The organism is Pseudomonas sp. St29 (assembly GCF_001547915.1).
In the GTDB taxonomy this organism is placed as follows: Bacteria; Pseudomonadota; Gammaproteobacteria; order Pseudomonadales; family Pseudomonadaceae; genus Aquipseudomonas.
Map to the genome: position 1 here is coordinate 952533 of NZ_AP014628.1, position 25909 is coordinate 978441.

The following is a 25909-nucleotide window of genomic DNA, read 5'->3' on the forward strand; positions in this document are numbered from 1 at the left end:
GAGCTGTAGGTAATGTAGTAAGTTAGGCCGGTGAATATCATGCGAAGCGCGCGCCAGTAGCGGAGCTTGCTTCAGAGGGTAGTTAATTGAACGACATGGCAAAGAATCTGATCCTGTGGTTGATCATCGCTGCCGTCCTGGTGACGGTGATGAACAACTTCTCCAGCCCTAACGAGCCGCAGACCCTCAACTATTCCGACTTCATCCAGCAAGTTAAGGATGGCAAGGTCGAGCGCGTAGCTGTTGATGGCTACGTTATTACCGGCAAGCGCAACGATGGCGACAGCTTCAAGACCATCCGCCCTGCGATTCAGGACAACGGCCTGATTGGCGACTTGGTTGACAACCATGTTGTGGTCGAAGGCAAACAACCTGAGCAGCAAAGTATCTGGACCCAACTGTTGGTCGCCAGCTTCCCGATCCTGGTGATCATTGCAGTCTTCATGTTCTTCATGCGGCAAATGCAGGGTGGGGCAGGCGGCAAAGGTGGGCCGATGAGCTTTGGCAAAAGCAAGGCGCGTCTGCTCTCTGAAGATCAAGTGAAAACCACTCTGGCTGACGTCGCAGGTTGTGACGAGGCCAAAGAGGAAGTTGGCGAGCTGGTTGAGTTCCTGCGTGATCCAGGCAAGTTTCAGCGTTTGGGTGGTCGTATTCCTCGCGGCGTGCTGATGGTCGGTCCTCCGGGTACCGGTAAGACCCTGCTGGCCAAGGCCATTGCCGGCGAAGCCAAGGTGCCGTTCTTCACCATTTCCGGTTCCGACTTCGTCGAGATGTTCGTCGGTGTTGGTGCCAGCCGTGTTCGCGATATGTTCGAACAGGCCAAAAAACATGCGCCATGCATCATTTTCATCGATGAGATCGACGCTGTCGGTCGTCACCGTGGTGCCGGCATGGGCGGCGGTCATGATGAGCGTGAGCAAACCCTCAACCAATTGCTGGTTGAGATGGATGGCTTTGAAATGAACGACGGCATCATTGTGATTGCCGCTACCAACCGTCCAGACGTACTCGACCCGGCGCTGCTGCGTCCCGGTCGTTTCGACCGTCAAGTGGTGGTGGGGCTGCCGGATATTCGCGGTCGTGAGCAGATTCTCAAGGTTCACATGCGCAAAGTGCCGATGGGCGAAGATGTCGCTCCGGCAGTGATCGCGCGCGGTACTCCGGGCTTCTCCGGTGCGGACTTGGCGAACCTGGTGAACGAGGCCTCGCTGTTCGCGGCTCGTACCGGTAAGCGTATTGTCGAAATGAAAGAGTTTGAGCTGGCCAAGGACAAGATCATGATGGGCGCTGAGCGCAAATCCATGGTCATGTCCGAGAAAGAAAAGCAGAACACCGCTTATCACGAAGCTGGCCACGCCATTGTCGGTCGAGTCGTGCCTGAGCATGATCCGGTCTACAAAGTCTCGATCATTCCTCGCGGTCGGGCGTTGGGCGTCACCATGTTCCTGCCGGAAGAAGACCGCTACAGCCTGTCCAAGCGGGCCCTGATCAGCCAGATCTGCTCGCTCTATGGTGGCCGTATCGCAGAAGAGATGACTCTTGGTTTTGACGGTGTGACCACCGGCGCATCCAACGACATCATGCGCGCCAGTCAGATTGCCCGGAACATGGTCACCAAGTGGGGGTTGTCCGAAAAGCTCGGTCCGTTGATGTACGCGGAAGAAGAGGGCGAAGTATTCCTGGGTCGTAGTGCGGGCAGCCAGCACGCCAGCTTGTCCGCTGAAACGGCGAAGCTGATCGACTCTGAAGTGCGCAGCATCATTGATCAGTGCTACGGCACTGCCAAGCAGATCCTGACCGACAACCGCGACAAGCTGGACGCCATGGCAGACGCCCTGATGAAGTACGAAACCATCGATGCTGATCAGATTGACGACATCATGGCCGGGCGCACGCCGCGTGAACCTCGTGATTGGGAGGGCGGTTCGGGCACTACTCCTCCAGTGGTGCAAAACGAACGTCCGGAAACACCCATCGGCGGCCCTGCTGCCGACCACTAAGGTTTTAAATGACTTCTGTTCCTTCCTCCACCCGGTTGCCTTGCGGCAACCGGGTTCTTGATTTGGCCCGTGTGCATGTCATGGGCATTCTCAATGTAACCCCCGATTCCTTCTCCGATGGCGGTCGCTTCAGCCAGCTGGATGTCGCCTTGCGGCATGCCGAGGCCATGGTCCTGGCTGGTGCTACGCTGATCGATATCGGTGGCGAGTCGACGCGGCCAGGTGCCCGTGCGGTATCGCCTCTGGAAGAGTTGGAGCGTGTAGCCCCGGTCGTGGAGCGAATTAGTCGCGAGCTGGATGTGGTTATTTCCGTTGATACCTCAACGCCGGCTGTCATGCGCGAAACTGCTCGCCTGGGAGCGGGGTTGATCAATGATGTGCGCGCATTGCGCCGTGATGGTGCCCTGGATGCGGCGGCCGCTACAGGTTTGCCTGTATGCCTGATGCATATGCTCGGTGAGCCTGGCGACATGCAGGACAACCCGCACTACGAGGATGTCACTCGGGAGGTGAGTGAGTTTCTGCTTGAGCGGATGGCCGCGTGTGCGTCGGCGGGGATCGAGGCTGAGCGCATTGTCCTTGACCCGGGCTTTGGTTTTGCCAAGACCCTGCAGCACAATTTGAGTCTGTTCAAGCATATGGAGACCTTGCATGCCCTTGGGCGCCCCCTGCTGGTTGGGGTGTCGCGCAAAAGCATGATTGGTCAGTCCCTGAGTCGACCTGTAGCCGAGCGATTGCACGGCAGTCTGGCACTTGCGGCGCTGGCGGTGACCAAGGGCGCGAAGATTATCCGCGTCCATGATGTTGCCGAAACGGTGGATGTGGTGCGAATGATTGCGGCAGTGGAATCCGCCGAATAAGAATGATGGAGTACTTATGACGAAGAAATACTTTGGCACCGACGGCATTCGTGGTCGTGTGGGCGAATACCCGATTACTCCAGACTTCATGCTCAAGCTCGGCTGGGCGGCAGGCATGGCTTTCCGCAGCATGGGGGCTTGCCGTGTGCTGGTGGGCAAGGACACCCGTATTTCTGGCTATATGTTCGAGTCGGCTCTGGAGGCCGGATTGTCCGCCGCCGGCGCGGATGTGATGTTGTTGGGGCCGATGCCAACACCGGCGATCGCTTACCTGACGCGCACCTTTCACGCCGAAGCGGGCATTGTCATCAGTGCTTCGCACAATCCTCACGATGACAACGGCATCAAATTCTTCTCGGGCGAAGGTACCAAGCTCCCCGACGAAGTAGAGCTGATGATCGAAGAGTTGCTGGACGCTCCGATGACCGTGGTCGAGTCGAGCAAACTCGGCAAGGTATCGCGAATCAATGACGCCTCGGGGCGGTATATCGAGTTCTGCAAGAGCAGCGTGCCTTCCAGCACCAGCTTCGCCGGCCTGAAGATCGTCCTGGACTGTGCTCACGGCGCGACCTACAAGGTAGCGCCCAGTGTGTTCCGTGAGCTGGGTGCGCAAGTGACGGTGCTTAGCGCGCAACCTAACGGCCTGAACATCAACGAGAACTGCGGTTCGACTCATATGGCGCAACTGCAGGCGGCAGTTCTGGCAGAGCATGCGGACCTGGGGATTGCCTTCGACGGTGACGGTGACCGGGTACTGATGGTCGACCAGACCGGCGCCATCGTTGACGGTGACGAACTGTTGTTCATCATCGCTCGTGATCTGCATGAGCGAGACAAGTTGCAAGGCGGCGTGGTCGGTACTCTCATGAGTAACCTCGGTCTTGAGCTGGCGTTGGCGGATCTGGGTATTCCTTTTGTGCGAGCCAATGTTGGCGACCGTTATGTGATTGCTGAGCTGCTTGAGCGCAACTGGTTGGTGGGTGGAGAGAATTCCGGCCATATCGTGTGCTTCCGCCACGCGACCACCGGTGATGCGATCATTGCCGCGCTGCAGGTGCTGATGGCGCTCAAGGCGCGTGGTGAAAGTCTGGCGCAATCACGCCAGGGGCTGCGCAAATGCCCTCAAGTGCTGGTCAACGTCCGTTTTGGTGGCGGCGACAGTCCGGTTGAGCATCCTGCTGTGAAAGAGGCTTGTGAGCGCGTTACGACCGCTATGGCGGGGCGTGGCCGGGTTTTGCTGCGCAAGTCCGGTACTGAGCCTCTGGTGCGTGTCATGGTCGAAGGTGACGATGAAGCGCAGGTTCGAGCCTACGCCGATGAGCTGGCAAAACTGGTTGCTGAAGTTTCTGCCTGATTTCGGCTTGCCAGTGTTGTTTTGGTTGGGTAACATCTGCGCCCACTTTGACCGACGAGGTACAGCATGCGTCGCCCTATGGTAGCTGGTAACTGGAAGATGCACGGTACCCGCGCCAGCGTCGCTGAGCTGATCAACGGCCTTCGTCATCTGGCCTTGCCAAGCGGTGTTGATGTCGCGGTATTCCCGCCTTGCTTGTATATCAATCAAGTGATTGATGGCTTGAAAGGCAAGTCGATTCAGGTCGGCGCGCAGAACTCTGCGGTGGAATCCATGCAAGGTGCGTTGACGGGCGAAATCGCCCCGAGTCAATTAGTGGATGCAGGTTGCTCCCTGGTGCTGGTTGGGCACTCCGAGCGCCGCCTGATCATGGGTGAGCGTGACGCGACTCTCAATCGCAAGTTTGCAGCAGCGCAGGCCTGTGGTTTGAAGCCGGTTCTGTGTGTAGGGGAAACCCTTGAGCAGCGCGAAGCTGGTAAGACTCTGGAGGTTGTCGGGCGTCAGCTGGGCAGCATCATCGAAGAGTTGGGTGTTGGCGCTTTCGCCAATGCGGTTATCGCTTACGAGCCGGTCTGGGCCATTGGTACCGGGCTGACTGCAACACCGCAACAGGCGCAGGATGTGCACGCAGCCATTCGCGCACAGTTGGCGGCAGAGAATTCTGAAGTGGCACGAGGAGTGCGGCTTCTATACGGCGGCAGCGTGAAGGCGGCCAATGCGGTCGAACTGTTCGGCATGCCGGATATCGATGGGGGGCTCATTGGTGGAGCTTCCCTGAATGCAGATGAGTTCGGTGCGATCTGTCGCGCCGCGGGAAACTGAAAAAATGCTGGAAACAGTCGTAGTCGTTTTTCATCTGCTGGGTGCCCTGGGCGTAGTTGCTCTGGTTTTGCTGCAGCAGGGTAAAGGTGCCGATGCTGGCGCGTCTTTCGGTGCAGGTGCTTCAAATACTGTGTTCGGAAGCCAAGGTTCCTCTACCTTTCTTAGTAAGTTTACTGCTATACTTGCCGCCGGTTTCTTCATAACCAGCTTGGGGTTAGGTTACTTTGCTAAAGAGAAAGCTCACCAGCTGACTCAAGTAGGTTTGCCAGATCCAGCAGTACTTGAAGTACCAAAGCAAAAACCGGCTTCTGATGATGTTCCGGTGCTCCAAGAGCAAAAGTCGGCCAACAGTGCGACTGACGTACCTCCAGCTCCAGAGCAGAAGTAAGAAGAGTTTCACGCAGTAACGTAGTCTATGCCGAGGTGGTGGAATTGGTAGACACGCAACCTTGAGGTGGTTGTGCCCATAGGGTGTAGGGGTTCGAGTCCCCTTCTCGGTACCAATTGTCAGGAGAGCCCGCTGTTGCGGGCTTTCTTGTAGGTGGAAGGTTACATTGACCCAAAAAGGGATCGGTCGTATACTTCCGCCCCAGCTTTGTCGCGGGGTGGAGCAGTCTGGTAGCTCGTCGGGCTCATAACCCGAAGGTCGTCGGTTCAAATCCGGCCCCCGCAACCAGTTTTAGCGGAGCCCCTTTTCAGGGGCTTTTTGTTAGCTGGACACTTTACAGCGCCGCTATTCAACGGCGTTTCCGGGATGGGCGCTTCGCCCATTTTTTATTTGCACAAGCATGCACGAGGGGGTTCAGGTGTCGAGCAAGCTAGAACAGTTGCAGGCCTTGTTGGCCCCGGTGGTCGTGGCCCTTGGCTATGAATGCTGGGGTATTGAGTTTTCGGCTCAGGGTCGCCACTCATTGTTGCGCGTTTATATCGATAAAGAAGGCGGTGTGTTGGTGGACGATTGCGCCATCGTCAGCCGTCAGATCAGTGGTGTTCTCGACGTGGAAGACCCGATCTCCGTTGAATACACCCTTGAAGTTTCCTCTCCTGGCATGGAACGCCCACTGTTCACCCTTGAACAGTTTGCCAAGTATGTCGGTGAGCAAGTGAAGATCAAGCTGCGCTCGCCCTTCGAAGGTCGGCGTAATTTTCAGGGCCTTCTCCGCGGGGTGGAGGAGCAGGACGTCGTGGTGCAGGTGGATGATCACGAGTTTCTGTTGCCGATCGATATGATCGACAAGGCCAACATTATTCCCAGTTTTGACTGAGACGCGGATCCCGCGGATCCAATGGCTTGCGAAAGGCGAGGCGTACGATGAGCAAAGAAGTACTGCTGGTTGTTGAGTCGGTATCCAATGAAAAGGGTGTACCGGCAAGCGTGATTTTTGAAGCGCTGGAGCTGGCCCTGGCCACTGCTACCAAAAAGCGTTTTGAAGACGAAGTGGACCTGCGTGTGGAAATCAATCGCCACACCGGTTCCTACGAGACTTTCCGTCGCTGGACGGTGGTCGAAGAAGCCGATCTGGATGATCCAGCGGTCGAGACCTGGTTGAGCAAGGCTCGTGAAACCCATCCCGACGCTAAAGTCGGTGATGTGATCGAAGAGAAAATCGAATCCATCGAGTTCGGCCGCATCGCTGCCCAGACCGCCAAGCAGGTCATTGTGCAGAAGGTTCGCGAAGCCGAGCGCGCACAGGTAGTTGATGCCTATCGCGAGCGCCTGGGTGAAATCATCTCCGGCACCGTGAAAAAAGTGACACGTGACAACGTGATCGTCGACTTGGGCAACAACGCCGAAGCGTTGCTGGCCCGTGAAGACATCATCTCCCGTGAGACTTTCCGGGTTGGCGTGCGTCTGCGCGCGCTGCTCAAGGAAATCCGCACCGAGAACCGCGGCCCGCAGCTGATCCTGTCGCGTACCGCGCCGGAAATGCTGATCGAGCTGTTCCGTATCGAAGTGCCGGAAATTGCCGAAGGCCTGATCGAAGTCATGGCCGCCTCCCGTGATCCGGGTTCGCGGGCCAAGATCGCAGTCCGCTCCAAAGACAAGCGCATCGACCCGCAGGGCGCGTGCATTGGTATGCGCGGTTCGCGCGTCCAGGCCGTTTCCGGCGAGTTGGGCGGCGAGCGTGTGGACATCGTCCTGTGGGACGAGAACCCGGCGCAGTTCGTGATCAATGCCATGTCGCCGGCTGAGGTCGCGGCAATTATCGTTGACGAAGATGCCCATGCCATGGACATCGCCGTTGGCGCAGACAACCTGGCTCAGGCCATTGGTCGCGGTGGTCAGAACGTGCGTCTGGCCAGCCAATTGACTGGCTGGACCCTGAACGTGATGACCGAATCGGACATCCAGGCCAAGCAGCAAGCAGAAACCGGCGACATCCTGCGCAATTTCATCGATGAGCTGGAAGTCGATGAAGAACTGGCACAGGTTCTGGTTGATGAAGGCTTCACCAGCCTGGAAGAGATTGCCTACGTACCGCTGGAAGAAATGCTCAACATCGACGGCTTTGACGAAGACATCGTCAACGAGCTTCGCGCTCGGGCCAAGGATCGCTTGTTGACTAAAGCCATCGCTACTGAGGAAAAGCTGGCAGACGCCCATCCGGCCGAAGACCTGCTCTCGCTTGAGGGTATGGACAAGGATTTGGCGATGGAACTGGCGGTGCGCGGCGTAATTACCCGCGAAGACCTGGCCGAGCAGTCTATTGACGACCTGCTCGACATCGACGGCATTGACGATGATCGTGCCGGCAAGTTGATCATGGCCGCCCGAGCCCACTGGTTCGAGTAATTAGGCGCGGCCTGAGGAGAGAAGTGCATGACGCAAGTCACGGTGAAACAACTGGCCGATGAGGTCAAAACACCGGTAGAGCGCCTGCTGCAGCAGATGCGTGAGGCAGGTCTGCCGCACACCGCCGCCGAGGAACATGTGAGCGACAGTGAGAAGCAGTCGTTGCTGACTCATCTGAAAAGCAGCCACAAGGCGAAAGTGGAAGAACCACGCAAGATCACTTTGCAGCGCAAGACCACCAGCACCCTGCGTGTTGCTGGCAGCAAGAGCATCAGCGTTGAAGTGCGCAAGAAGAAAGTCTTCGTGCAGCGCAGCCCGGAAGAAATCGAAGCCGAGCGTCAACGCGAACTGGAAGAACGTCGCGCAGTAGAAAATGCTGCTCGTCAAAAGGCTGAAGAAGAAGCCAAGCGTCGCGCCGAAGAAGAAGCGCGTCGCCAGCCTGCTCCGGTTGCCGAGCCTGTTGCTGCGCAAGCTGCTGCAGCCCCTGCACCTGCGCCTGTGGTCGAAACTGTGCAAGAAGCACCGGTGGCCGCTCCGGCACCAGTGGCCGAGCGCAAGAAAGACGAGCAGCGCCGTCCGGACAAGTCCCGCAACGACGACAACCGTCGCAGCGGCGATGGCGAGCGCAAAAACGCTCCGCATCGTGCTTCGGTCAAGGAAAAGGCACCAGCTCCGCGTGTTGCTCCACGTACCACCGACGAAGAAAGCGATGGCTTCCGTCGTGGTGGTCGCGGCAAGGCCAAGCTGAAGAAACGCAACGCTCACGGTTTCCAGAGCCCGACCGGGCCAGTGGTACGTGACGTGCAGATCGGCGAGACCATCACTGTGGGCGAGTTGGCCCAGCAGATGTCGGTCAAGGCTGCCGAAGTCATCAAGTTCATGTTCAAGCTGGGTACTCCAGCCACCATCAACCAGGTTCTGGATCAGGAAACTGCCCAGCTGGTTGCTGAAGAACTGGGCCACAAAGTGACCCTGGTCAGCGACACCGCCCTGGAAGATTCCCTGGCCGAGTCCCTGAAGTTCGAAGGTGAAGCGGTTGCCCGTGCGCCGGTCGTGACCGTAATGGGCCACGTTGACCACGGTAAGACTTCGTTGCTGGACTACATCCGTCGCGCCAAAGTGGCCGCGGGCGAAGCCGGTGGCATTACCCAGCACATCGGTGCCTACCACGTAGAAACCGAGCGCGGCATGGTCACCTTCCTCGACACCCCAGGTCACGCCGCGTTTACCGCTATGCGTGCCCGTGGTGCCAAGGCCACCGACATCGTGATCCTGGTGGTTGCAGCGGACGACGGCGTGATGCCGCAGACCGTTGAAGCTGTTCAGCACGCTCAAGCTGCCGGCGTTCCGCTGGTGGTAGCGGTGAACAAGATCGACAAGCCGGGCGCCGACCTGGACCGTATCCGCAGTGAACTCTCGGTTCACGGCGTGACGTCGGAAGATTGGGGTGGCGATACGCCGTTCGTACCGGTCTCCGCGAAAATGGGTACGGGTGTCGACGACCTGCTCGAAGCCGTTCTGCTGCAAGCCGAAGTACTGGAACTCAAGGCGACTCCTTCGGCTCCTGGCCGTGGTGTCGTGGTTGAATCCCGTCTCGACAAGGGCCGCGGCCCGGTAGCCACCGTGCTGGTTCAGGACGGTACGCTGCGTCAAGGCGACATGGTGCTGGTCGGCTCGAACTACGGCCGCGTGCGCGCCATGCTCGACGAGAACGGCAAGCCAATCAAGGAAGCCGGTCCTTCCATTCCGGTCGAGATCCTCGGCCTGGACGGTACTCCGGACGCTGGCGACGAGATGAGCGTAGTGGCCGACGAGAAGAAAGCCCGTGAAGTGGCTCTGTTCCGTCAAGGCAAGTTCCGCGAGGTCAAGCTGGCCCGTGCTCACGCCGGCAAGCTGGAAAACATCTTCGAAAGCATGGGCCAGGAAGAGAAGAAGACGCTCAACATCGTCCTCAAATCCGACGTCCGTGGTTCGCTGGAAGCTCTGCAAGGCGCTCTGAACGGCCTGGGCAACGACGAAGTGCAAGTGCGCGTAGTGGGCGGCGGCGTCGGTGGTATCACCGAGAGCGATGCCAACCTGGCACTGGCCTCCAACGCTGTACTGTTCGGCTTCAACGTGCGTGCCGATGCCGGTGCACGGAAGATCGTCGAGCAAGAAGGTCTGGATATGCGTTACTACAACGTGATCTACGACATCATCGAAGACGTCAAGAAAGCCCTGACCGGTATGTTGGGCAGCGACGTTCGGGAGAACATCCTGGGTGTTGCTGAAGTTCGCGACGTGTTCCGCTCGCCGAAGTTTGGCGCGATCGCCGGTTGCATGGTCATCGAAGGTGTCGTGCACCGTAACCGTCCAATCCGTGTACTGCGTGAAGACATCGTTATCTTCGAAGGCGAGCTGGAATCCCTGCGCCGCTTCAAGGATGACGCCTCCGAAGTGCGTGCCGGCATGGAATGCGGTATCGGCGTGAAGAGCTACAACGACGTCAAAGTCGGCGACAAGATCGAAGTCTTCGAGAAGGTCCAGGTTGCTCGCAGCCTCTAACTCGCGCACTTCAAGAGCCCTGGTGGCCCGCCGCATGCAAGTGCCCGGCGCCTCCAGCGGCCTCTAAACGCAACGCCCGGTCTGGCTCCTGCCAGGCCGGGCGTTTGCCGCTTTCAGACCACACGGGTTTCACCGTGAGGCAGTAACAGGTAACAAGACATGGCAAAAGAATACAGCCGTACCCAACGCATCGGTGATCAGATGCAGCGCGAACTGGCGCAGCTGATCCGTCGCGAAGTCAAGGATCCACGCGTCGGCCTGGTGACTATCACCGCCGTGGAAGTCAGCCGTGATGTCGGTCACGCGAAGATTTTCATCACCGTGATGGGCCAGGAAAACGCCGAAGAGATCGCCCAGAGCATCAAGGTACTGAACTCGGCGGCAGGTTTCCTGCGCATGCAACTGGCCAAGGAAATGAAGCTGCGCAGCGTGCCGCAACTGCACTTCCATTACGACGAAAGCGTGGCTCGCGGGGCACACCTGTCGGCCCTGATCGAGCGTGCCGTGGCTGAAGACAGCCAGCATGGCGACGCGCCTGCCCCTGAAGACGCCAAGGAGTAAGCGGTGGCTCAGGTCAAGCGTATCCGTCGTAACGTCAGCGGCATCATCCTCCTGGACAAGCCGCTGGGCTTCACCTCCAACGCGGCGCTGCAGAAAGTCCGCTGGTTGCTCAATGCCGAGAAAGCCGGTCATACCGGCAGCCTCGACCCCCTGGCCACCGGTGTGCTGCCGCTGTGCTTTGGCGAGGCCACCAAGTTCTCGCAATACCTGCTCGATTCCGACAAGGGTTACGAAACCCTGATGCAATTGGGCAAGACCACCACCACGGCGGACGCTGAAGGCGAAGTTTTGCAGACCCGTGAAGTGACCGTTGGTCGTGCCGATATCGAAGCGGTATTGCCGGAATTTCGCGGTGAAATCAAACAGATACCGCCGATGTACTCCGCCCTCAAGCGCGATGGCCAGCCCCTCTACAAACTGGCTCGTGCAGGGGAAGTGGTGGAGCGCGAACCGCGTTCTGTTACTATTGCGCGCTTGGAATTACTCGCCTGTGAAGGCGACACTGCCCGCCTGGCGGTGGACTGCAGCAAAGGCACCTATATCCGCACCCTGGTGGAAGATATTGGTGAAAAGCTCGGCTGCGGTGCTTACGTTGCAGAGCTGCGACGGACCCAGGCCGGACCTTTCAGCCTGGCCCAGACGGTCACTCTGGAAGAGCTTGAAGCCGTGCATGCCGAGGGCGGCAACGAAGCGGTGGACCGCTTCCTGATGCCATCGGACAGCGGCCTGCTGGATTGGCCGCTTCTGCAGTTCTCGGAGCACAGCGCGTTCTACTGGCTCAATGGCCAGCCGGTACGTGCCCCGGATGCACCGAAGTTCGGCATGGTGCGGGTACAGGATCACAACGGTCGCTTCATCGGTATCGGTGAAGTGAGCGAAGACGGGCGCATCGCGCCGCGTCGACTGATTCGGTCAGAATGACCGGACGAGGGTGGCTGTTAACAGGCACGGTCACTACTCATTTATAGATACAGGGATTTGTCCCTGGCCTGTTGAAACTGTTCTTGAACAGTTTCCTGATATAAGGATTGCCCACATGGCACTCAGCGTTGAAGAAAAAGCTCAGATCGTAACCGACTACCAGCAAGCTGTTGGTGACACTGGTTCGCCAGAAGTGCAAGTTGCACTGCTGACCGCCAACATCAACAAACTGCAAGGTCACTTCAAAGCCAACGGTAAAGACCACCACTCCCGTCGTGGCCTGATCCGCATGGTAAACCAGCGTCGTAAGCTGCTGGACTACCTGAAAGGCAAAGACCTGAGCCGTTACAGCACCCTGATCGCTCGTCTGGGTCTGCGTCGCTAATCAGCGATTGCGCTATGAGGTTGGTTGTTTGCCATGCGTCAGCGGTTTTTCCGCCGGCGTATGGCAGGCTCCCAGCCTCAAGTTTTATCTGCTGCACTGTTTTACCTGGACAATAAAGGCTGGGCCGATTCCCCGCATTGCCCAAGAATTTCGCAAGAAGCAAGTTTCCCCAAGAGCCACAAAGAAGGTAGGACACCGTGAACCCGGTAATCAAAAAATTCCAGTTCGGTCAGTCGACCGTCACCCTCGAGACTGGCCGTATCGCCCGTCAAGCCTCCGGCGCAGTATTGGTCACCGTTGACGACGACGTCAGCGTATTGGTGACCGTGGTGGGCGCCAAGCAAGCGGATCCAGGCAAGGGCTTCTTCCCTCTGTCCGTGCACTACCAAGAAAAGACTTACGCTGCCGGTAAGATCCCTGGCGGTTTCTTCAAGCGTGAAGGCCGTCCTTCCGAGAAAGAAACCCTGACCTCGCGTCTGATCGACCGTCCGATCCGCCCTCTGTTCCCAGAAGGCTTCATGAATGAAGTGCAGGTTGTCTGCACCGTGGTTTCCACCAGCAAGAAGACCGATCCGGACATCGCTGCGATGATCGGTACCTCGGCTGCCCTGGCGATCTCCGGCATTCCTTTCGACGGCCCGATCGGCGCCGCTCGCGTGGCTTTCCACGAAAGCACCGGCTACCTGCTGAACCCGACCTACGAACAACTGGCTGCTTCGAGCCTGGACATGGTCGTGGCCGGTACCGAAGAAGCCGTACTGATGGTTGAATCGGAAGCCAAAGAGCTGACCGAAGACCAGATGCTGGGCGCGGTACTGTTCGCCCACGACGAATTCCAGTCGGTGATCAAGGCTGTCAAAGAGCTGGCTGCCGAAGCGGCCAAGCCTACCTGGGACTGGGCTGCTGCCCCAGAAGCCACCGAACTGCTGGGCGCTATCCGTGCCGAGTTCGGCGAAGCCATCTCCCAGGCTTACACCATCACCGTCAAGGCCGACCGTTACGCGCGCCTGGGCGAGCTGAAAGACCAAGTGGTTGCCAAGCTCTCCGGTGAAGAAGGCCAGCCTTCGGCTGCCGAGGTCAAAGCCGCTTTCGGCGAGATCGAATACCGCACCGTTCGCGAAAACATCGTCAACGGTAAGCCACGTATCGACGGCCGCGACACCCGCACCGTACGTCCGCTGAACATCGAAGTCGGCGTCCTGCCGAAGACCCACGGTTCGGCCCTGTTCACCCGTGGCGAAACCCAGGCCCTGGTGGTTGCGACCCTGGGTACTGCCCGCGACGCACAGCTGCTGGACACCCTGGAAGGCGAGAAGAAAGACCCCTTCATGCTGCACTACAACTTCCCTCCGTTCTCGGTGGGCGAGTGTGGTCGCATGGGCGGCGCGGGTCGTCGTGAAATCGGTCACGGCCGTCTGGCCCGTCGTTCGGTCCAGGCCATGCTGCCAGCCGCCGACGTGTTCCCTTACACCATCCGCGTAGTGTCGGAAATCACCGAATCCAACGGTTCCAGCTCCATGGCTTCCGTGTGCGGTGCTTCCCTGGCGCTGATGGACGCCGGTGTGCCGATGAAGGCACCGGTTGCCGGTATCGCCATGGGCCTGGTTAAAGAAGGCGAGAAGTTCGCCGTCCTGACCGACATCCTGGGTGACGAAGACCACCTGGGCGACATGGACTTCAAGGTAGCCGGTACCGCCAAAGGCGTGACCGCGCTGCAGATGGACATCAAGATCAAGGGCATCACCGAAGAAATCATGGAGATCGCTCTGGGCCAGGCCCTGGAAGCTCGCCTGAACATCCTCGGCCAGATGAACCAGATCATCGGTCAGTCCCGTAGCGAACTGTCGGCCAACGCACCGACCATGATCGCGATGAAGATCGACACCGACAAGATCCGTGACGTCATCGGTAAAGGCGGCGCCACCATTCGCGCGATCTGCGAAGAGACCAAGGCTTCGATCGACATCGAAGACGACGGCTCGATCAAGATCTTCGGCGAAACCAAGGAAGCGGCAGAAGCCGCACGTCAGCGCGTTCTGGGCATCACCGCGGAAGCCGAAATCGGCAAGATCTACCTCGGCAAGGTTGAGCGCATCGTCGACTTCGGCGCTTTCGTCAACATCCTGCCGGGCAAGGACGGTCTGGTGCACATCTCCATGCTGAGCGACGCTCGCGTTGAGAAAGTCACCGACATCCTGAAAGAAGGTCAGGAAGTGGAAGTGCTGGTACTGGACGTGGACAACCGCGGCCGTATCAAGCTGTCCATCAAAGACGTGGCAGCGGCCAAGGCTTCGGGCGTTTAATCGTCCTATAGCCTCATGCTGAACAAGCAAACGCCCCGACTGGTTCGGGGCGTTTTGCTATCTGCGGCAAGGCTTCTTGGTTGCTGGTCCGGGGTACGGGTGCTAGGTTTTAGCCCACGCCGGTGTAGCTCAGTCGGTAGAGCAGCGCACTCGTAACGCGAAGGTCGCAGGTTCGATTCCTGTCACCGGCACCAGAATCGAGTTTGGAGCGGTTTGCAACTGTATGGTCCCTCCAGCAAAGCCCATCTCGCGCTGAATGAGCGCCCTCGAAAGATACGTCTTCAAGAAATGCTGTCAGCCTGGTTTAACCTGTGTTGAGTTCATGGGCAGTCTTCATAAAAAATTATTGATAGTCGTCACGGCTTATTCTGCGGATTGCTGGACGTGCTGTTCTATTTAATTGGCTACTCCTGTAGTTGATTGTTGAATGGCATTTTTAAAGGTTCTTACAGTCGGTAAATAGTAAGCCGAACCGAAACTTCGCTTTTTTATATTCGTTAGTGCCTATCGTGCTTCTGGCCATTTTGCCGTTGGCATTTGAGGCCAATGATTTCGTGGTGGGATGGGAGTCGTACTTAGTTGCTTGTGCGGCTACTTAATGCTGGTCATGAATCAGGTGGTGCCAGCGAACGGCATTGCCCATAATGGCGCCCGGGAATCATGGAGTGTTCAGCGTGAAGAAGTGGAAGTTGGCGTTGATTGGCGCAGTGTCGCTGGCCCTTGCAGCCTGCGAGAAGGCCCCTACATATGAGTTTGAGGGGCAGTATTTTGCAATGGAGGGCGAAGAGTGCACGACTCCGGCGAATGTGAAAGATGCTGAACAATATTATCTGGAGATCACCAAAGAAGTGCGGGGCAGAAACGTGTTGTTCTCGGCTCGTTTTCCAGCAGCTGCGAAGGCTGGACTGCCTGTTGTCAGTGCGCAGAGCGTCTCGCCCAATGATGATAACCAGCTGACTTTCAATTTTTATGAACCCAAGTCAGCCGGAACGCCTCCTGAGGCTACAAAGTTCAATATCGTGCTCTCCGTTATTCCTAATCAACGCAAGGAAGGACACTTGTGGGTGACCAAGGCTGAAATGAATATTGCCCGCGATGGAACAGTCCAGCAGTACGACATCCTGGAAAATCTCAGAAGATTTTTCGAACTCGGCAAGGCAGGCGTTTGCTTGAGAAAAGACACAACAACTGGCTGAGCAACCTTGTTTCCTGCGGTTTCTGGTGGGCCTGTGTCTGATGATGGCCCGCAAATTCGCCGATTTTTCCCTCATGGGTGCATCAGGTCATATAAATCGTCGCTCAAAGGTCCTATATTCGGTTGCTGTCTGAGTACCAGCATGCTGTTTTCAGATGATCCCGAATGGTTCTGAAGGCCAGATAAATCGCCGTTCACGACGATTTTTTGCGGCAGAGAGATCCCCACGATCCAGATCCATCTTCCATTCCCATGATCAGAGAGAACGAGATGATTCCTAAAGAGGCAAGAATCGACGTAGCGCTTGAACGGTACCTGGCTGCCACGCCTTCCTTGCAAGAGGAAATCAGCGCCCTGAGCCCCGAAGAACAGAAACAGCAAGCGCAATGGGCGTTTGAGGACGAGGCAGAGTCTCGCGGCATCGAGCCGTGGGAGCTGGTGCTCGATCTGGTGGCCGAGACACCGGAGGAGTTGAAGGCCATGCGCCTGGAGGTGCATCAGGAGGTTGCTGAAGCGCTGGGCATGGACCTTGAGGACTATCTGCAGCTCAACGAAATCGACGATTGAGCCCGACGCCAGCCTGATCCAGGCTGGCGTTTTTCATCCATCACAGGCTCAGGCGCATGGACAGGTCCACAGCCTTGACGTCCTTGGTCATGGCGCCGATGGAAATGTAGTCCACCCCGGTTTCGGCAATCGGCCGCAGGGTGCTTTCATTGATCCCGCCACTGGCTTCCAGCTTGGCCTTGCCGGCATTCAGGCGCACGGCCTCGCGCATGTCGTCCAGGCTCAGTTCGTCGAGCATGATGATGTCGGCTCCGGCTGCCAGCGCTTGCTTCAACTCCCCAAGGCTTTCCACTTCCACCTCCACCGGCTTGCCCGGGGCGATCTTGTGCGCGGCGCTGACGGCCTGGGCGATGCCCCCGCAGGCTGCGATATGGTTTTCCTTGATCAGGAAGGCGTCATACAGACCGATGCGGTGGTTGTGGCAGCCGCCACAGGTGACCGCGTACTTCTGCGCCAGGCGCAAGCCAGGGAGCGTCTTGCGGGTATCGAGCAGCTTGACCTGGGTATCGGCGACAAAGTCGGCCAAATAGCGGGCACGGGTGGCCACGCCGGACAGCAGTTGCAGGAAGTTCAACGCGCTGCGTTCGCCAGTGAGCAGCGACCGGGCCGGTCCTTCGAGGTGAAACAGCGCCTGGTTGGGTACCACTCGCTCGCCGTCAGCCACTTGCCAGTGCACGGCGACCCGCGGATCCAGTTGGCGGAACACCGCGTCCACCCAGGCTGTGCCGGCGATGACCGCGGCTTCGCGGGTAATGATGGTGGCCTTGGCCAGGCGTTCGGCCGGGATCAATTGCGCGGTGATGTCGCCGCTGCCGATGTCTTCCAGCAACGCGCGGCGCACGTTGGCTTCGATTTCGGCGGTCAGGTCGGCGAGGCGTAGATTCGGCATAACGGGCTCCACAATCAAGGTGCGCCGATTATAGGGGCATGGGATCAGCGAACCCAAGGCGGCAAGTGCCGGTGAGTCTCTGGCGAACCGCTCTTTCGTCGTTTTGTCTGATGGGGATAAGTGAACTTTCTTGGTGAGTTGAGGGTTATTTCCGGAGAGGCGACAGAGTCTGCTGGCGCAAGAGGGGAGTTTTACAAGATAATATGACTTGTAATTGACGTCATAGCTTTGACGTATCTTTGGCTCCCTTTTAAACGCAGTGCTGTGGAGTGCACCCGCCTCCGCTGAGAACCGACTGTGAGCGCCGTCGGCTTGACTGAATCTTGATCTCGAACCGAAGAAACACCTTTCCAGGAGGCTTGGATGCACAACGACGGGAATGTAGTGCCTTTGCACAAGGCGGCTACAGATCAGGCGAACGCTTCGCCGCTTGCCCGCCTGCCGGTGATTCTGCTTCAGGTTCGTGACAAGGCCGCCCAGCAACTGCGCCACGGTTTGCAGGAGCTGTTTGATAATGCCGACGACACCCTGTTCGAAATGGCCGATCGTGCCCAGAACAATGTCGAGCAGAACACCCTGTTCGAAGCCATGCGCGACCTGCGCCTGAAGCGCAAGAGCATCGAACGCGCATTCCTGGAGAAGTTTTTCGAAGCCTTTGCCAGCCTGGTGCAATACGACCCCGCCCTGGTCATTCCCCACGCGGTGGCATACGACCCGTCCCTTGATCCCTCCCGGGATGACCTGGAAAAGAACGTCGCGGTGCAGGCCATGGTGGCCAAGGTCCTCAACCGCGAAGGCTTTGCCCTCGGGCAACTGACGGAGCGCCTGAGTGCGCTGCTGGGCCGACGCCTGCTGGATGCGGAGAATCCCCTGGGGCCGGCGCTGCTTTGTGAGTACTTCCTGCAGGCTGGGCGCAGTCTGGGGGTGGAGATCAAGGTCAAGTTGATCATCCTCAAGCTGTTCGAGCGTTACGTGCTCAGCGATGCCGAGCAGCTTTTTGGCGAAGCCAACCAGCTGTTGATCGCCACCGGCATTCTGCCCGAGCTGATGCCGCCACCGGCGCGTCGAGCCTCGGACCGAGCCCGGGTCGAAGCCCAGGCACAGGCTGGCGAAGGCACCAAGCCCAGCCAATGCCAGCTCGACGAGAGCGTGCAGGAAGTTTTCGCGGCCTTGCAGACCTTGCTTCTGCAGGTGCGTGGCAGCGTGGCGCCGACCCTGGAAGCCAGCGCCGAGACGCAGCCGATTTCCACCCGCGACCTGATGCGCCTGCTCTCGCACCTGCAGCAATACGTACCGCCCCCCAGCGCCCAGGAAGATTTCGACCTGCGCAACCAGCTGGAGCAACTGCTCACCCGGGTCAGCGTCAAGAGCGGCAAGTCGCGGGTGGTGGACGTGGCCGACGAGGACGTGATCAACCTGATCGCCATGCTCTTCGAGTGCATCCTCGATGATCGCAACCTGCCAGACTCGCTCAAGGCGCTGATCGGGCGCCTGCAGATTCCCATGCTCAAGGTCGCGGTGCTGGACAAGAGCTTCTTCAGTCGCGGCAACCACCCGGCTCGACGCCTGCTCAATGAAATCGCCGCGGCGGCCATGGGCTGGGGCGGTTGCGACGACCACCAGCGCGACAGCCTGTACCTGCGCATCGAACAGGTGGTGCAGCGCCTGTTGAGCGAGTTCAGCGACGACCCGGCGATCTTCTCCGAACTGCTGGCCGACTTTCTCGCCTTTACCGCCGACGAACGACGTCGTGCCGAGTTGCTGGAGCAGCGCACCCGAGACGCCGAGGAAGGACGAGTCAAGGCGGAACTGGCCCGGCGCCGGGTCGAGCAGGCACTCAATGAGGCGCTGCTGGGCAAGGTACTGCCGCACAAGGTGGTGGATTTTGTTCGCGATGCCTGGAGTCAGGTGCTGCTGCTCAGTTGCCTCAGGCACGGCGATGACTCCGTCGAGTGGCAGACCGCCGAGCGCACCCTGCACGACTTGATCTGGAGTGTGCAGCCCCAGCCGCAAGCGGACGCGGCCATGCGCTTGCTGGAACGGGTGCCGGGGCTGCTCAAGGGCCTGCGTGACGGTTTGAACGGTGCGGCGGTCGATCCCTTTGCCACCAGCGAATTCTTCAGCCAGCTGGAGGCCCTGCACCTCCAGGCATTCGAGCGCCAGGCCCTGGCGCCGCTGCTGCGCGGGAGCGCTTCGTCGGCCGAGCCTGCGCACATGATCGTGGTCGCCCAGGAGATTGTCCTGCCTTCTGCCGAGGAAGGACCGCTGGAGGCTGCGCCCCTGGTCCTGCCGGCCAACGACCCCAGCCTGCTGCTGGTCGATCAATTGCGGCTGGGGGCCTGGGTCGAGTTCCAGGAAGAGGAGGACACCACCTTGCGCTGCAAGCTGGCGGCGATTGTCCCCCATCCCGTGGCCAAGTACGTGTTCGTCAACCGCACCGGGATGAAGGTCCTGGAGCGCACGCGCATGGGCCTGGCCCTGGAGTTCCAGCGCGGCGCGGTACGGGCTCTGGACGACACCCTGCTGTTCGACCGGGCCCTGGAGTCGGTGATCGGCAATCTGCAGCGACTCAATCACGGCAAGTGATCGCAACCCGAGGGGGTAACGCGGCATACTGGGCCACTCAAGGCTTTAGTTGAAGGAATCGGTATGCGGCTGGACCCTGCCACGGGTTGGTGTCACGGCGTGCGGCACTGCCCGTCAGTCAATTTCAATCAACGTCCCGCGGGGGAAATCTCCCTGCTGGTGATTCATAACATCAGCTTGCCGCCGGGGCAGTTCGGCACCGGCAAGGTCCAGGAATTCTTCCAGAATCGCCTTGATGTCACAGAGCACCCGTATTTTGCCGGGATTGCCGATTTGCGCGTCTCGGCGCATTTCCTGATCGAACGTGACGGCGCGGTCACCCAGTTTGTCTCTTGTCTGGACCGGGCCTGGCACGCGGGGGTGTCGAGCTTCGAGGGGCGCGATACCTGCAACGACTTTTCTATTGGCATCGAACTGGAAGGCACCGACGAGCTACCGTTCACCGAGGCCCAGTACCGGTCCTTGAATGCCCTGACCGAACAATTGCAGGCCGCCTACAGTGCCATCACCACACAACGGATCTGTGGCCATAGCGACATTGCGCCCGGGCGCAAGACCGACCCGGGTCGGGCTTTCGACTGGGCACGCTATCGTGCCGCCTTGGAAAAGGGGGAAGGACAATGAGTTTTCTGGTGTTGCTGCTAGCGGTGTGGGTCGAGAAATTCTCGGCCTTGCGGCAGCGGGTGCAGCGTGACGGCTGGTGGCTGAAGAACCTGGCGCAACTGGAGTCCAGCCCGCGTCTGGGCGCACACCCCTGGTGGCTGTTGCTGATACTGGTGCTGCTGCCGGTGGCCTTGCTCGGTCTGCTGTTGCTGGTGCTGCAACCGGTGGCCTACGGGCTGCTGGCCTTGCCGCTGCATCTGCTGGTGGTGATCTACGCCCTGGGGCGCGGAGATCTGCTTGGGGGCCTCGGGCCGTTTCGCGACGCCTGGCGGCGCGAGGACCTGCAAGCGGCGGTGCATGTCGCCAAGCGTGACCTGGACATTGGCGCCGACAGCGGCGAGCAACTGCTGGAGCGGGTGCAGGGCTATGTGCTGTGGCAGGCCTTCCAGAGCTTCTTTGTGGTGATCTTCTGGTACTTCCTGCTGGGGCCGGTGGCGGCCTTGAGCTACCGCCTGCTGGCCCTGGCTGCCGAGCACGGCAAGAATCCCGCCCTGGTGGAGCGGGCCGCGCAACTGCGCCATGCCTTCGACTGGTTGCCCGTGCGCCTGCTGGCTGCGAGCTTCGCCCTGGTGGGCAACTTCGTGGCCGTGAGCCGGGTGATGCTTCACGAGTTGCTCAACTGGCACATCAGTGCTGCCCAGCTGGTGGAGCGGGTCGGCCTGGTGGCCGCCGAAATTCCGCCGCCCCTGACCGGCCCCGAAGGCATCAACAGCCTGGACCGCATCTGGGAATTGCTGCTGCGGGCCGCCGTGCTCTGGTACGCCGGTTTTGCCCTGTGGACCGTCCTGGCCTGAACGAATGAGGGAGCATGCTCCCTCATCCGCAGCGGTTAACTTTAAGTTACAAAACCTCCCCCGAAATTGAGCTATACAGACGGAGCGCCGAATAGTGGCTATCTGCTGCCTTCGCCTGCCTGCCAATAAAAATAAAAGAAAAGGGAGACTTCTTTGTGAAGAGCTTGCTCTATCCCGCTGTCGCGCTGATGAACCGCCTGAGCTTCGGCATGAAGTTCAGCCTGATCAGCGTGCTGTTCTTTGTGCCCATGCTGGTGACCAACTTCTATCTGGTGCGTGATTCCTACCGCGAGTTCCAGGGCACCCGGGTCGAGCTGCAAAGCCTCGACCTGCTGGGCAGCAGCCTGAGCCTGCGCCGGGATCTGGAGACGCTCAACAACCTAGTGCAGATCAACGCCGGTCTCGGACAATCGGGCAAGGCGGGGGACCTGGAAGGCAAGATCCTGGCCCTGGAAAAATCCGTGCTGGACCGCCTGCAGGCCCTGCAGGCGGTCACCGTCGATCCGCAGCAGGTCGAGGTGTTCAACGCCAAGCGCGATGAACTGGTGACGGCCTTCAAGGCCCAGCAGACGGAAAGCTCGCTGCTGAACAAGAGCGGACTGATCGGCAAGCTCCTGGGCAGCGCGCAGTTGTTCAGCCAGATCATCGCCAGCCAGTCGGGCCTGAGCCGCGATGGCCAGGGCGACATCCGCCAGCTCAGCGACCTGATCACCAGCATCACCCCGCAAGTGACCCAAACCCTCGGCGAGGGCCGTGCCATGGGCGCCTATTCCCTGGGCCAGGGTTTTCTCAACTCATCATCCAGCACCCGCTTCGACGAACTGCTGGTGCAGATCGAAAAGCTCCAGGCCGAGTACGGGCTCAAGCTGCAGGACGCCCTGGGTTCGAGCCGTGCCGCCCACGACGCCCTGGACAGCCTGGCCAGCGCCAGCAAGAGCAGCCTCAAGCAGGCCAGTGAACTGTTCGAGGAGCAGGTGGTGATGGCCGATACCCTGGATGCCCCCTGGCAGGGTTTCTACGACCAGATCAGCGGCCTGATGGCACAGACCTATCAACTCAACGAAGGCACCCTGAAATTCCTCGATGTCGAGCTGCAAAAACGCCTGGCGCAGAACCGCAGCCACATGGTGCTGCTGGTGGCCGCCCTGGCCCTGGTGTTCCTCTCGATCGTCTATCTGTACGGCGGTTTCTACGCCTCGACCCGCACCACCTTGCGGCGCCTGGGGGCGATGATGGACAAGGTGGCGGCGGGGGACATGACCGTCACCTTCACCGCCCACAGCCGTGATGAGCTGGGCGAGCTGGGCAGTGTGTTCAACGGCACGGTGCGCAAGATCCACGACCTGATCGAACGGGTCGGCCATACCGTCAGCGAAGTCGAACGCCAGGCCGGGCAAGTGGAAAGCGTCTCGGCCCAGAGCAACCAGGCGGTGGCCGGTCAGCGCAGTCAGATCGAACAAGTGGCCACGGCCATGAACCAGATGTCCGCCACCTCCCAGGAAGTGGCCCGCAGCGCGGCGGCGGCGGTCAGCAGCGCCCACAGCGTCAACGACGAAACCGTCAGCGGTCGTGGCCTGGTGGAGTCGCAGCAGGGCAGCATCGTGCGCCTTGCCAGCGAGATCGATCAGTCGGTGCTGGTGATCAACCAGCTGGCCAGCGACAGCCAGTCCATCAGCCGGGTGCTGGAAGTGATCAAGAGCATTGCCGAGCAGACCAACCTGCTGGCGCTCAATGCGGCCATCGAGGCCGCGCGTGCCGGCGAGCAGGGCCGGGGCTTTGCCGTGGTGGCCGATGAAGTGCGGACCCTGGCCAAGCGCACCCAGCAGTCCACCGAGGAAATCGAGGAGATGATCGGCAAGCTGCACGGCGGTGTCAGCGCGGCGGTCAAGGCCATGGGCAGCAGCCACGCCATGGCCAACGGTACGGTCGACCAGTCGGAAAAGGTCCAGCAGGCCCTGGAAAACATCCTCGGCGCGGTGGGCATGATCGTCGACCAGAACCAGCAGATTGCCGCCGCCGTGGAGCAGCAGACGTCGGTGGCCCACGACATCGACCAGAACATCGTCGAGATCAACCGCGCCGGCGAACGTACCGCCGAGGGCGCGCACCAGACCGAGGACGCCAGCCGTCAGCTCTCGGCCCAAGTGATGCAGCTCAAGCAACTGATCGGCGCCTTCCGGGTCTAGACGCGGCCGGCAACGAGTGTCGGCGGGGCGCCTTGTCCAAAGGTGCTCCGCCGTCTCGCATACAAACTGTAGTAATTAAAGTCTTTGTCTCAGGCGGATTTCCTGTTTTCCTGCGCGTCTGTTTTTTTGAGCGTCCCACGTCGGGCGACTCGCCCCGTCGGCCATGACCCTCCCATGGCCCTGAGGACATGTGCTGATGACTGTCACTTCTGGAATCCGCGGCCGCTGCGCCCATTGCCAGACCCTTCTTGATCTTGAACCCTGGCAACTCAACGCCATGGCGTTGCAGGAACCCTTCAACTGCAACCATTGCCACAAGCCCCTGAAGCTCAGTTGCCCGGTGCAGATCAAGCGCCTGAAAAGCTTCGGCGGCCTGGCCGGGCTGCGGGCGCTGATGATCGTGCTGTGCGCCACGCTGCTGTTGGTGACCCTGGTACTGGAGTGGCTGGGACTGGTCAGTCTGACCCAGCAATTGAGCCTTTCGGCGCTGATGCTGCTGGGCTACCTGCTGGTGATGGGCATTGCCCGGCGGCGATTGCGCCGACCCTTGCAGCTACAGGCCGGCTGAAGGCCAGCCGAACAGTTCGCAGGCATTGCGGGTGCTGGCGCTGGCCAGTTGCTCGGGAGCGATGCCGATGATCTGCGCCAGGGCGGCGCAAATGGCGGGTAAATGCTGCGGGCTGTTGCGCTGGCCGGGATACATGGCGGGGGCCATGTCCGGCGAGTCGGTTTCCAGCACCACAGATTCCAGGGGCAACTCGGCGATCACCTTGCGCAAGCGCAGGGCCTGGGGCCAGGTGGCGGCGCCGCCCAGGCCCAGCTTGAAACCGAGCTTGAGGTATTCCCGGGCTTCCTCGCGGCTGCCGGCAAAGGCGTGGATGATGCCGCCGCGCTTGAGCTTGAAGCGCTTCAAGGTGGCGATCACCGCGGCGTGACTGCGCCGCACGTGCAGCAGGGCGGGCAAGTGAAAGTCCGCCGCCAGCTGCAACTGGGCCTCGAACAGCGATTGCTGGCGCTCGCGGTCCAGTTGTTCCAGAAAGTAATCCAGGCCGATCTCGCCCACCGCGCACAGCTGGGGATGCCCTGCCAATCGCGTCAGCCAGTCCCCCAGTTGCCGGAGGTCGGCGGGCTGATGAGCGTCCAGATAGACCGGGTGCAGGCCAAAGGCCGCGTACAACCTGGCATCGCTCTGAACCAGGTCCCAGACCCGCTGCCAATTGGCCTGATAGACCCCCAGCACCACCATTCGCGAAACGCCCCGGGCGCGGCTGTCGGCCAGCAGCGCCTCACGGTCGTCGTCGAAATCCGGAAAATCCAGATGGGTGTGGCTGTCGATCAGCTCCACGGTATCAATCCTGCCGGATACGCTGTTTGAAGGTCCGGGCGATGGCCTGGACGCCGGGTTGGTAATGCCCTTCTTCAATCGCTGCCAGGGCCAGTTGCAGGGCTTTTTCGGCAATCAGTTGGTGCTGCTGGGCCATGGCGTTGACCGGCAGCGGCAGAAAATCCAGCAACTGGGTGTCGCCGAAGGTTCCCAGGCGCAGCGGTCGGGATTTGAGCGGGAAATCATGCAGGGCATCGAACACCCCCTGCAGCAGCACATAAGAGGTGGTCACCAGGGCATCCGGCAGGTGGCCCAGGCGCTGCAGCAACTCCTCCATCAACTGCCGGCCGCACTCACGGCTGAAGGCTTCGCCATGCTCGATCAGTACCTCACCGGCAAAGCCTTGCAGGGCCTGGCGGAAACCGGCGGCGCGCTCCTGGCTGATGCTCAGTTCCGGGCGCGCGCCGATCAGCACGATCTGCTTGGGCTCGGGCTCAAGCAGGCTCTGGGTCAGTTGCAGGCTGGCGTGCAGGTCGTCGCTGATCACCGAGCAGAACTGCTGCGCCGGCATCACCCGGTCGATGGCGATGATCGGCAGGCCCTGGGCCTGCAATTGCTCATAGCTGTCGTCTTCGGCTGGCAGGCAGCTGGCGACGAACAGCGCATCGCAACGCCGCGCGCGAAACAGCTGGAGCAATTGCCGCTCGCTGTCCGGTGCGTCGTCGGAGCTGGCGATCAGCAATTGATAGCCCCGGGCCCGGGCGCCTTGCTCCAGCAGCTTGGCGATGCGCGCGTAGCTGGGGTTTTCCAGGTCCGGAAGAATGAACCCCAGGGTCCGGGTGTGCCGGCTGCGCAAGCCGGCGGCCTGGGGGTTGGGGGTAAAGCCATGTTCTTCCACCACCGCGCGCACCCGTTCCACGGTGGCGTTGCTGATGCGTTGTTGTTCGGCCTTGCCGTTGATGACGTAACTGGCGGTGGTAACGGACACACCGGCCAGGCGAGCGATATCACTGAGTTTCAACCCGGGATTTCCTTGTTTTTGGTGCTTGCCCCGACATTTTCGCCAATCCTACCTGATCTGGGCAGGCGACCAACGTCGGAACCGGCCATCGAGCGGAAGGACTTCTAGGCGCCGAGATTATCGAGTAACTTAGCAAACTT

22 protein-coding genes, 3 tRNA genes and 1 pseudogene are annotated in these 25909 nt (G+C 59.9%); 23 read left to right on the forward strand and 3 right to left on the reverse strand.

All coding sequences use genetic code 11. The features are described 5' to 3' along the window. Nucleotides 1-95 precede the first annotated feature (95 nt). The 17 genes from ftsH to PST29_RS04325 all read left to right on the forward strand — a co-directional run bounded on the left by ftsH (nucleotide 96) and on the right by PST29_RS04325 (nucleotide 16306). Nucleotides 96-2000 carry an ATP-dependent zinc metalloprotease FtsH gene (ftsH, locus tag PST29_RS04245; RefSeq protein WP_060837486.1) on the forward strand — a complete coding sequence of 635 codons (1905 nt, stop codon included), beginning with the start codon at nucleotides 96-98 and terminating at the stop codon, nucleotides 1998-2000. Between the two features lie 8 nt (nucleotides 2001-2008). Further along, nucleotides 2009-2860 carry a dihydropteroate synthase gene (folP, locus tag PST29_RS04250; RefSeq protein ID WP_060842457.1) on the forward strand — a complete coding sequence of 284 codons (852 nt, stop codon included), beginning with the start codon at nucleotides 2009-2011 and terminating at the stop codon, nucleotides 2858-2860. 16 nt (nucleotides 2861-2876) lie between these two features. Then, nucleotides 2877-4214: a phosphoglucosamine mutase gene (glmM, locus tag PST29_RS04255; protein WP_016967235.1), complete on the forward strand. Its 1338-nt coding sequence runs from the start codon at nucleotides 2877-2879 to the stop codon at nucleotides 4212-4214. Nucleotides 4215-4280: 66 nt separating this feature from the next. Beyond that, nucleotides 4281-5036: a triose-phosphate isomerase gene (gene tpiA, locus PST29_RS04260; RefSeq protein ID WP_011059200.1), complete on the forward strand. Its 756-nt coding sequence runs from the start codon at nucleotides 4281-4283 to the stop codon at nucleotides 5034-5036. 4 nt (nucleotides 5037-5040) lie between these two features. Then, complete coding sequence (secG, locus tag PST29_RS30700) at nucleotides 5041-5424, forward strand: preprotein translocase subunit SecG (RefSeq protein ID WP_015634120.1); 384 nt, start codon at nucleotides 5041-5043, stop codon at nucleotides 5422-5424. Between the two features lie 29 nt (nucleotides 5425-5453). Beyond that, a tRNA-Leu gene (locus tag PST29_RS04270) sits at nucleotides 5454-5539 on the forward strand. Nucleotides 5540-5635: 96 nt separating this feature from the next. Continuing rightward, nucleotides 5636-5712: transfer RNA gene (locus tag PST29_RS04275), tRNA-Met, on the forward strand. A gap of 130 nt (nucleotides 5713-5842) precedes the next feature. Continuing rightward, the gene (gene rimP / locus PST29_RS04280; RefSeq protein WP_041120545.1) at nucleotides 5843-6301 is read left to right on the forward strand and encodes a ribosome maturation factor RimP; all 459 of its coding nucleotides are present in this window, start codon (nucleotides 5843-5845) and stop codon (nucleotides 6299-6301) included. A 47-nt stretch (nucleotides 6302-6348) separates the two neighbouring features. Further along, on the forward strand, nucleotides 6349-7830 hold the full coding sequence (nusA, locus tag PST29_RS04285; RefSeq protein ID WP_011059201.1) for a transcription termination factor NusA: 1482 nt from the start codon (nucleotides 6349-6351) through the stop codon (nucleotides 7828-7830). 27 nt (nucleotides 7831-7857) lie between these two features. Continuing rightward, a complete protein-coding gene (infB, locus tag PST29_RS04290; protein ID WP_060837489.1) occupies nucleotides 7858-10374 on the forward strand; it encodes a translation initiation factor IF-2 in 2517 nt (838 codons plus the stop codon). 159 nt (nucleotides 10375-10533) lie between these two features. Further along, the gene (gene rbfA, locus PST29_RS04295; protein ID WP_016967778.1) at nucleotides 10534-10935 is read left to right on the forward strand and encodes a 30S ribosome-binding factor RbfA; all 402 of its coding nucleotides are present in this window, start codon (nucleotides 10534-10536) and stop codon (nucleotides 10933-10935) included. Nucleotides 10936-10938: 3 nt separating this feature from the next. Beyond that, nucleotides 10939-11856 (forward strand): tRNA pseudouridine(55) synthase TruB, encoded by a 918-nt coding sequence (gene truB / locus PST29_RS04300; protein ID WP_060837490.1) that lies wholly within the window; start codon nucleotides 10939-10941, stop codon nucleotides 11854-11856. 115 nt (nucleotides 11857-11971) lie between these two features. Next, nucleotides 11972-12241: a 30S ribosomal protein S15 gene (rpsO, locus tag PST29_RS04305; protein WP_060837491.1), complete on the forward strand. Its 270-nt coding sequence runs from the start codon at nucleotides 11972-11974 to the stop codon at nucleotides 12239-12241. Nucleotides 12242-12438: 197 nt separating this feature from the next. After that, a complete protein-coding gene (gene pnp, locus PST29_RS04310) occupies nucleotides 12439-14544 on the forward strand; it encodes a polyribonucleotide nucleotidyltransferase (protein WP_016967781.1) in 2106 nt (701 codons plus the stop codon). 118 nt (nucleotides 14545-14662) lie between these two features. Then, a tRNA-Thr gene (locus tag PST29_RS04315) sits at nucleotides 14663-14738 on the forward strand. Nucleotides 14739-15218: 480 nt separating this feature from the next. Beyond that, a complete protein-coding gene (locus PST29_RS04320; protein ID WP_082729316.1) occupies nucleotides 15219-15740 on the forward strand; it encodes a hypothetical protein in 522 nt (173 codons plus the stop codon). Nucleotides 15741-16009: 269 nt separating this feature from the next. Beyond that, nucleotides 16010-16306, forward strand: coding sequence for a DUF6388 family protein (locus PST29_RS04325; protein ID WP_042942084.1), 297 nt, complete (start codon nucleotides 16010-16012; stop codon nucleotides 16304-16306). A gap of 40 nt (nucleotides 16307-16346) precedes the next feature. On the opposite strand, the gene nadC is transcribed toward PST29_RS04325, so the two are convergent. Continuing rightward, nucleotides 16347-17195: a carboxylating nicotinate-nucleotide diphosphorylase gene (gene nadC, locus PST29_RS04330; protein WP_060837493.1), complete on the reverse strand. Its 849-nt coding sequence runs from the start codon at nucleotides 17193-17195 to the stop codon at nucleotides 16347-16349. A gap of 363 nt (nucleotides 17196-17558) precedes the next feature. Here nadC and PST29_RS04335 point away from each other — a divergent pair, with 363 nt between their 5' ends. From PST29_RS04335 to PST29_RS04355, 6 genes and pseudogenes are all read left to right on the forward strand, one after another. Next, nucleotides 17559-19781, forward strand: a complete 2223-nt coding sequence (locus tag PST29_RS04335; RefSeq protein ID WP_060842459.1) for a DUF1631 domain-containing protein — start codon at nucleotides 17559-17561, stop codon at nucleotides 19779-19781. A 63-nt stretch (nucleotides 19782-19844) separates the two neighbouring features. After that, nucleotides 19845-20405, forward strand: a complete 561-nt coding sequence (gene ampD, locus PST29_RS04340) for a 1,6-anhydro-N-acetylmuramyl-L-alanine amidase AmpD (RefSeq protein ID WP_060842460.1) — start codon at nucleotides 19845-19847, stop codon at nucleotides 20403-20405. After that, a complete protein-coding gene (ampE, locus tag PST29_RS04345; RefSeq protein WP_060842461.1) occupies nucleotides 20402-21238 on the forward strand; it encodes a regulatory signaling modulator protein AmpE in 837 nt (278 codons plus the stop codon). The genes ampD and ampE overlap by 4 nt, the downstream gene beginning before the upstream one ends. A 1124-nt stretch (nucleotides 21239-22362) precedes the next feature. Continuing rightward, nucleotides 22363-22566 (forward strand): annotated as a pseudogene (locus PST29_RS32685) (HAMP domain-containing protein); the annotation flags it as partial. A gap of 153 nt (nucleotides 22567-22719) precedes the next feature. After that, nucleotides 22720-23424: a methyl-accepting chemotaxis protein gene (locus PST29_RS32690; RefSeq protein ID WP_442966406.1), complete on the forward strand. Its 705-nt coding sequence runs from the start codon at nucleotides 22720-22722 to the stop codon at nucleotides 23422-23424. A gap of 196 nt (nucleotides 23425-23620) precedes the next feature. After that, nucleotides 23621-23992 (forward strand): hypothetical protein, encoded by a 372-nt coding sequence (locus PST29_RS04355; protein ID WP_060837498.1) that lies wholly within the window; start codon nucleotides 23621-23623, stop codon nucleotides 23990-23992. Here PST29_RS04355 and PST29_RS04360 read toward each other — a convergent pair. Together PST29_RS04360 and cra are read right to left on the reverse strand one after the other, a co-directional pair. After that, nucleotides 23978-24769: a TatD family hydrolase gene (locus tag PST29_RS04360; RefSeq protein ID WP_060842463.1), complete on the reverse strand. Its 792-nt coding sequence runs from the start codon at nucleotides 24767-24769 to the stop codon at nucleotides 23978-23980. The genes PST29_RS04355 and PST29_RS04360 overlap by 15 nt on opposite strands. A gap of 4 nt (nucleotides 24770-24773) precedes the next feature. After that, on the reverse strand, nucleotides 24774-25769 hold the full coding sequence (cra, locus tag PST29_RS04365) for a catabolite repressor/activator (RefSeq protein WP_060842464.1): 996 nt from the start codon (nucleotides 25767-25769) through the stop codon (nucleotides 24774-24776). Nucleotides 25770-25909 lie beyond the last annotated feature (140 nt).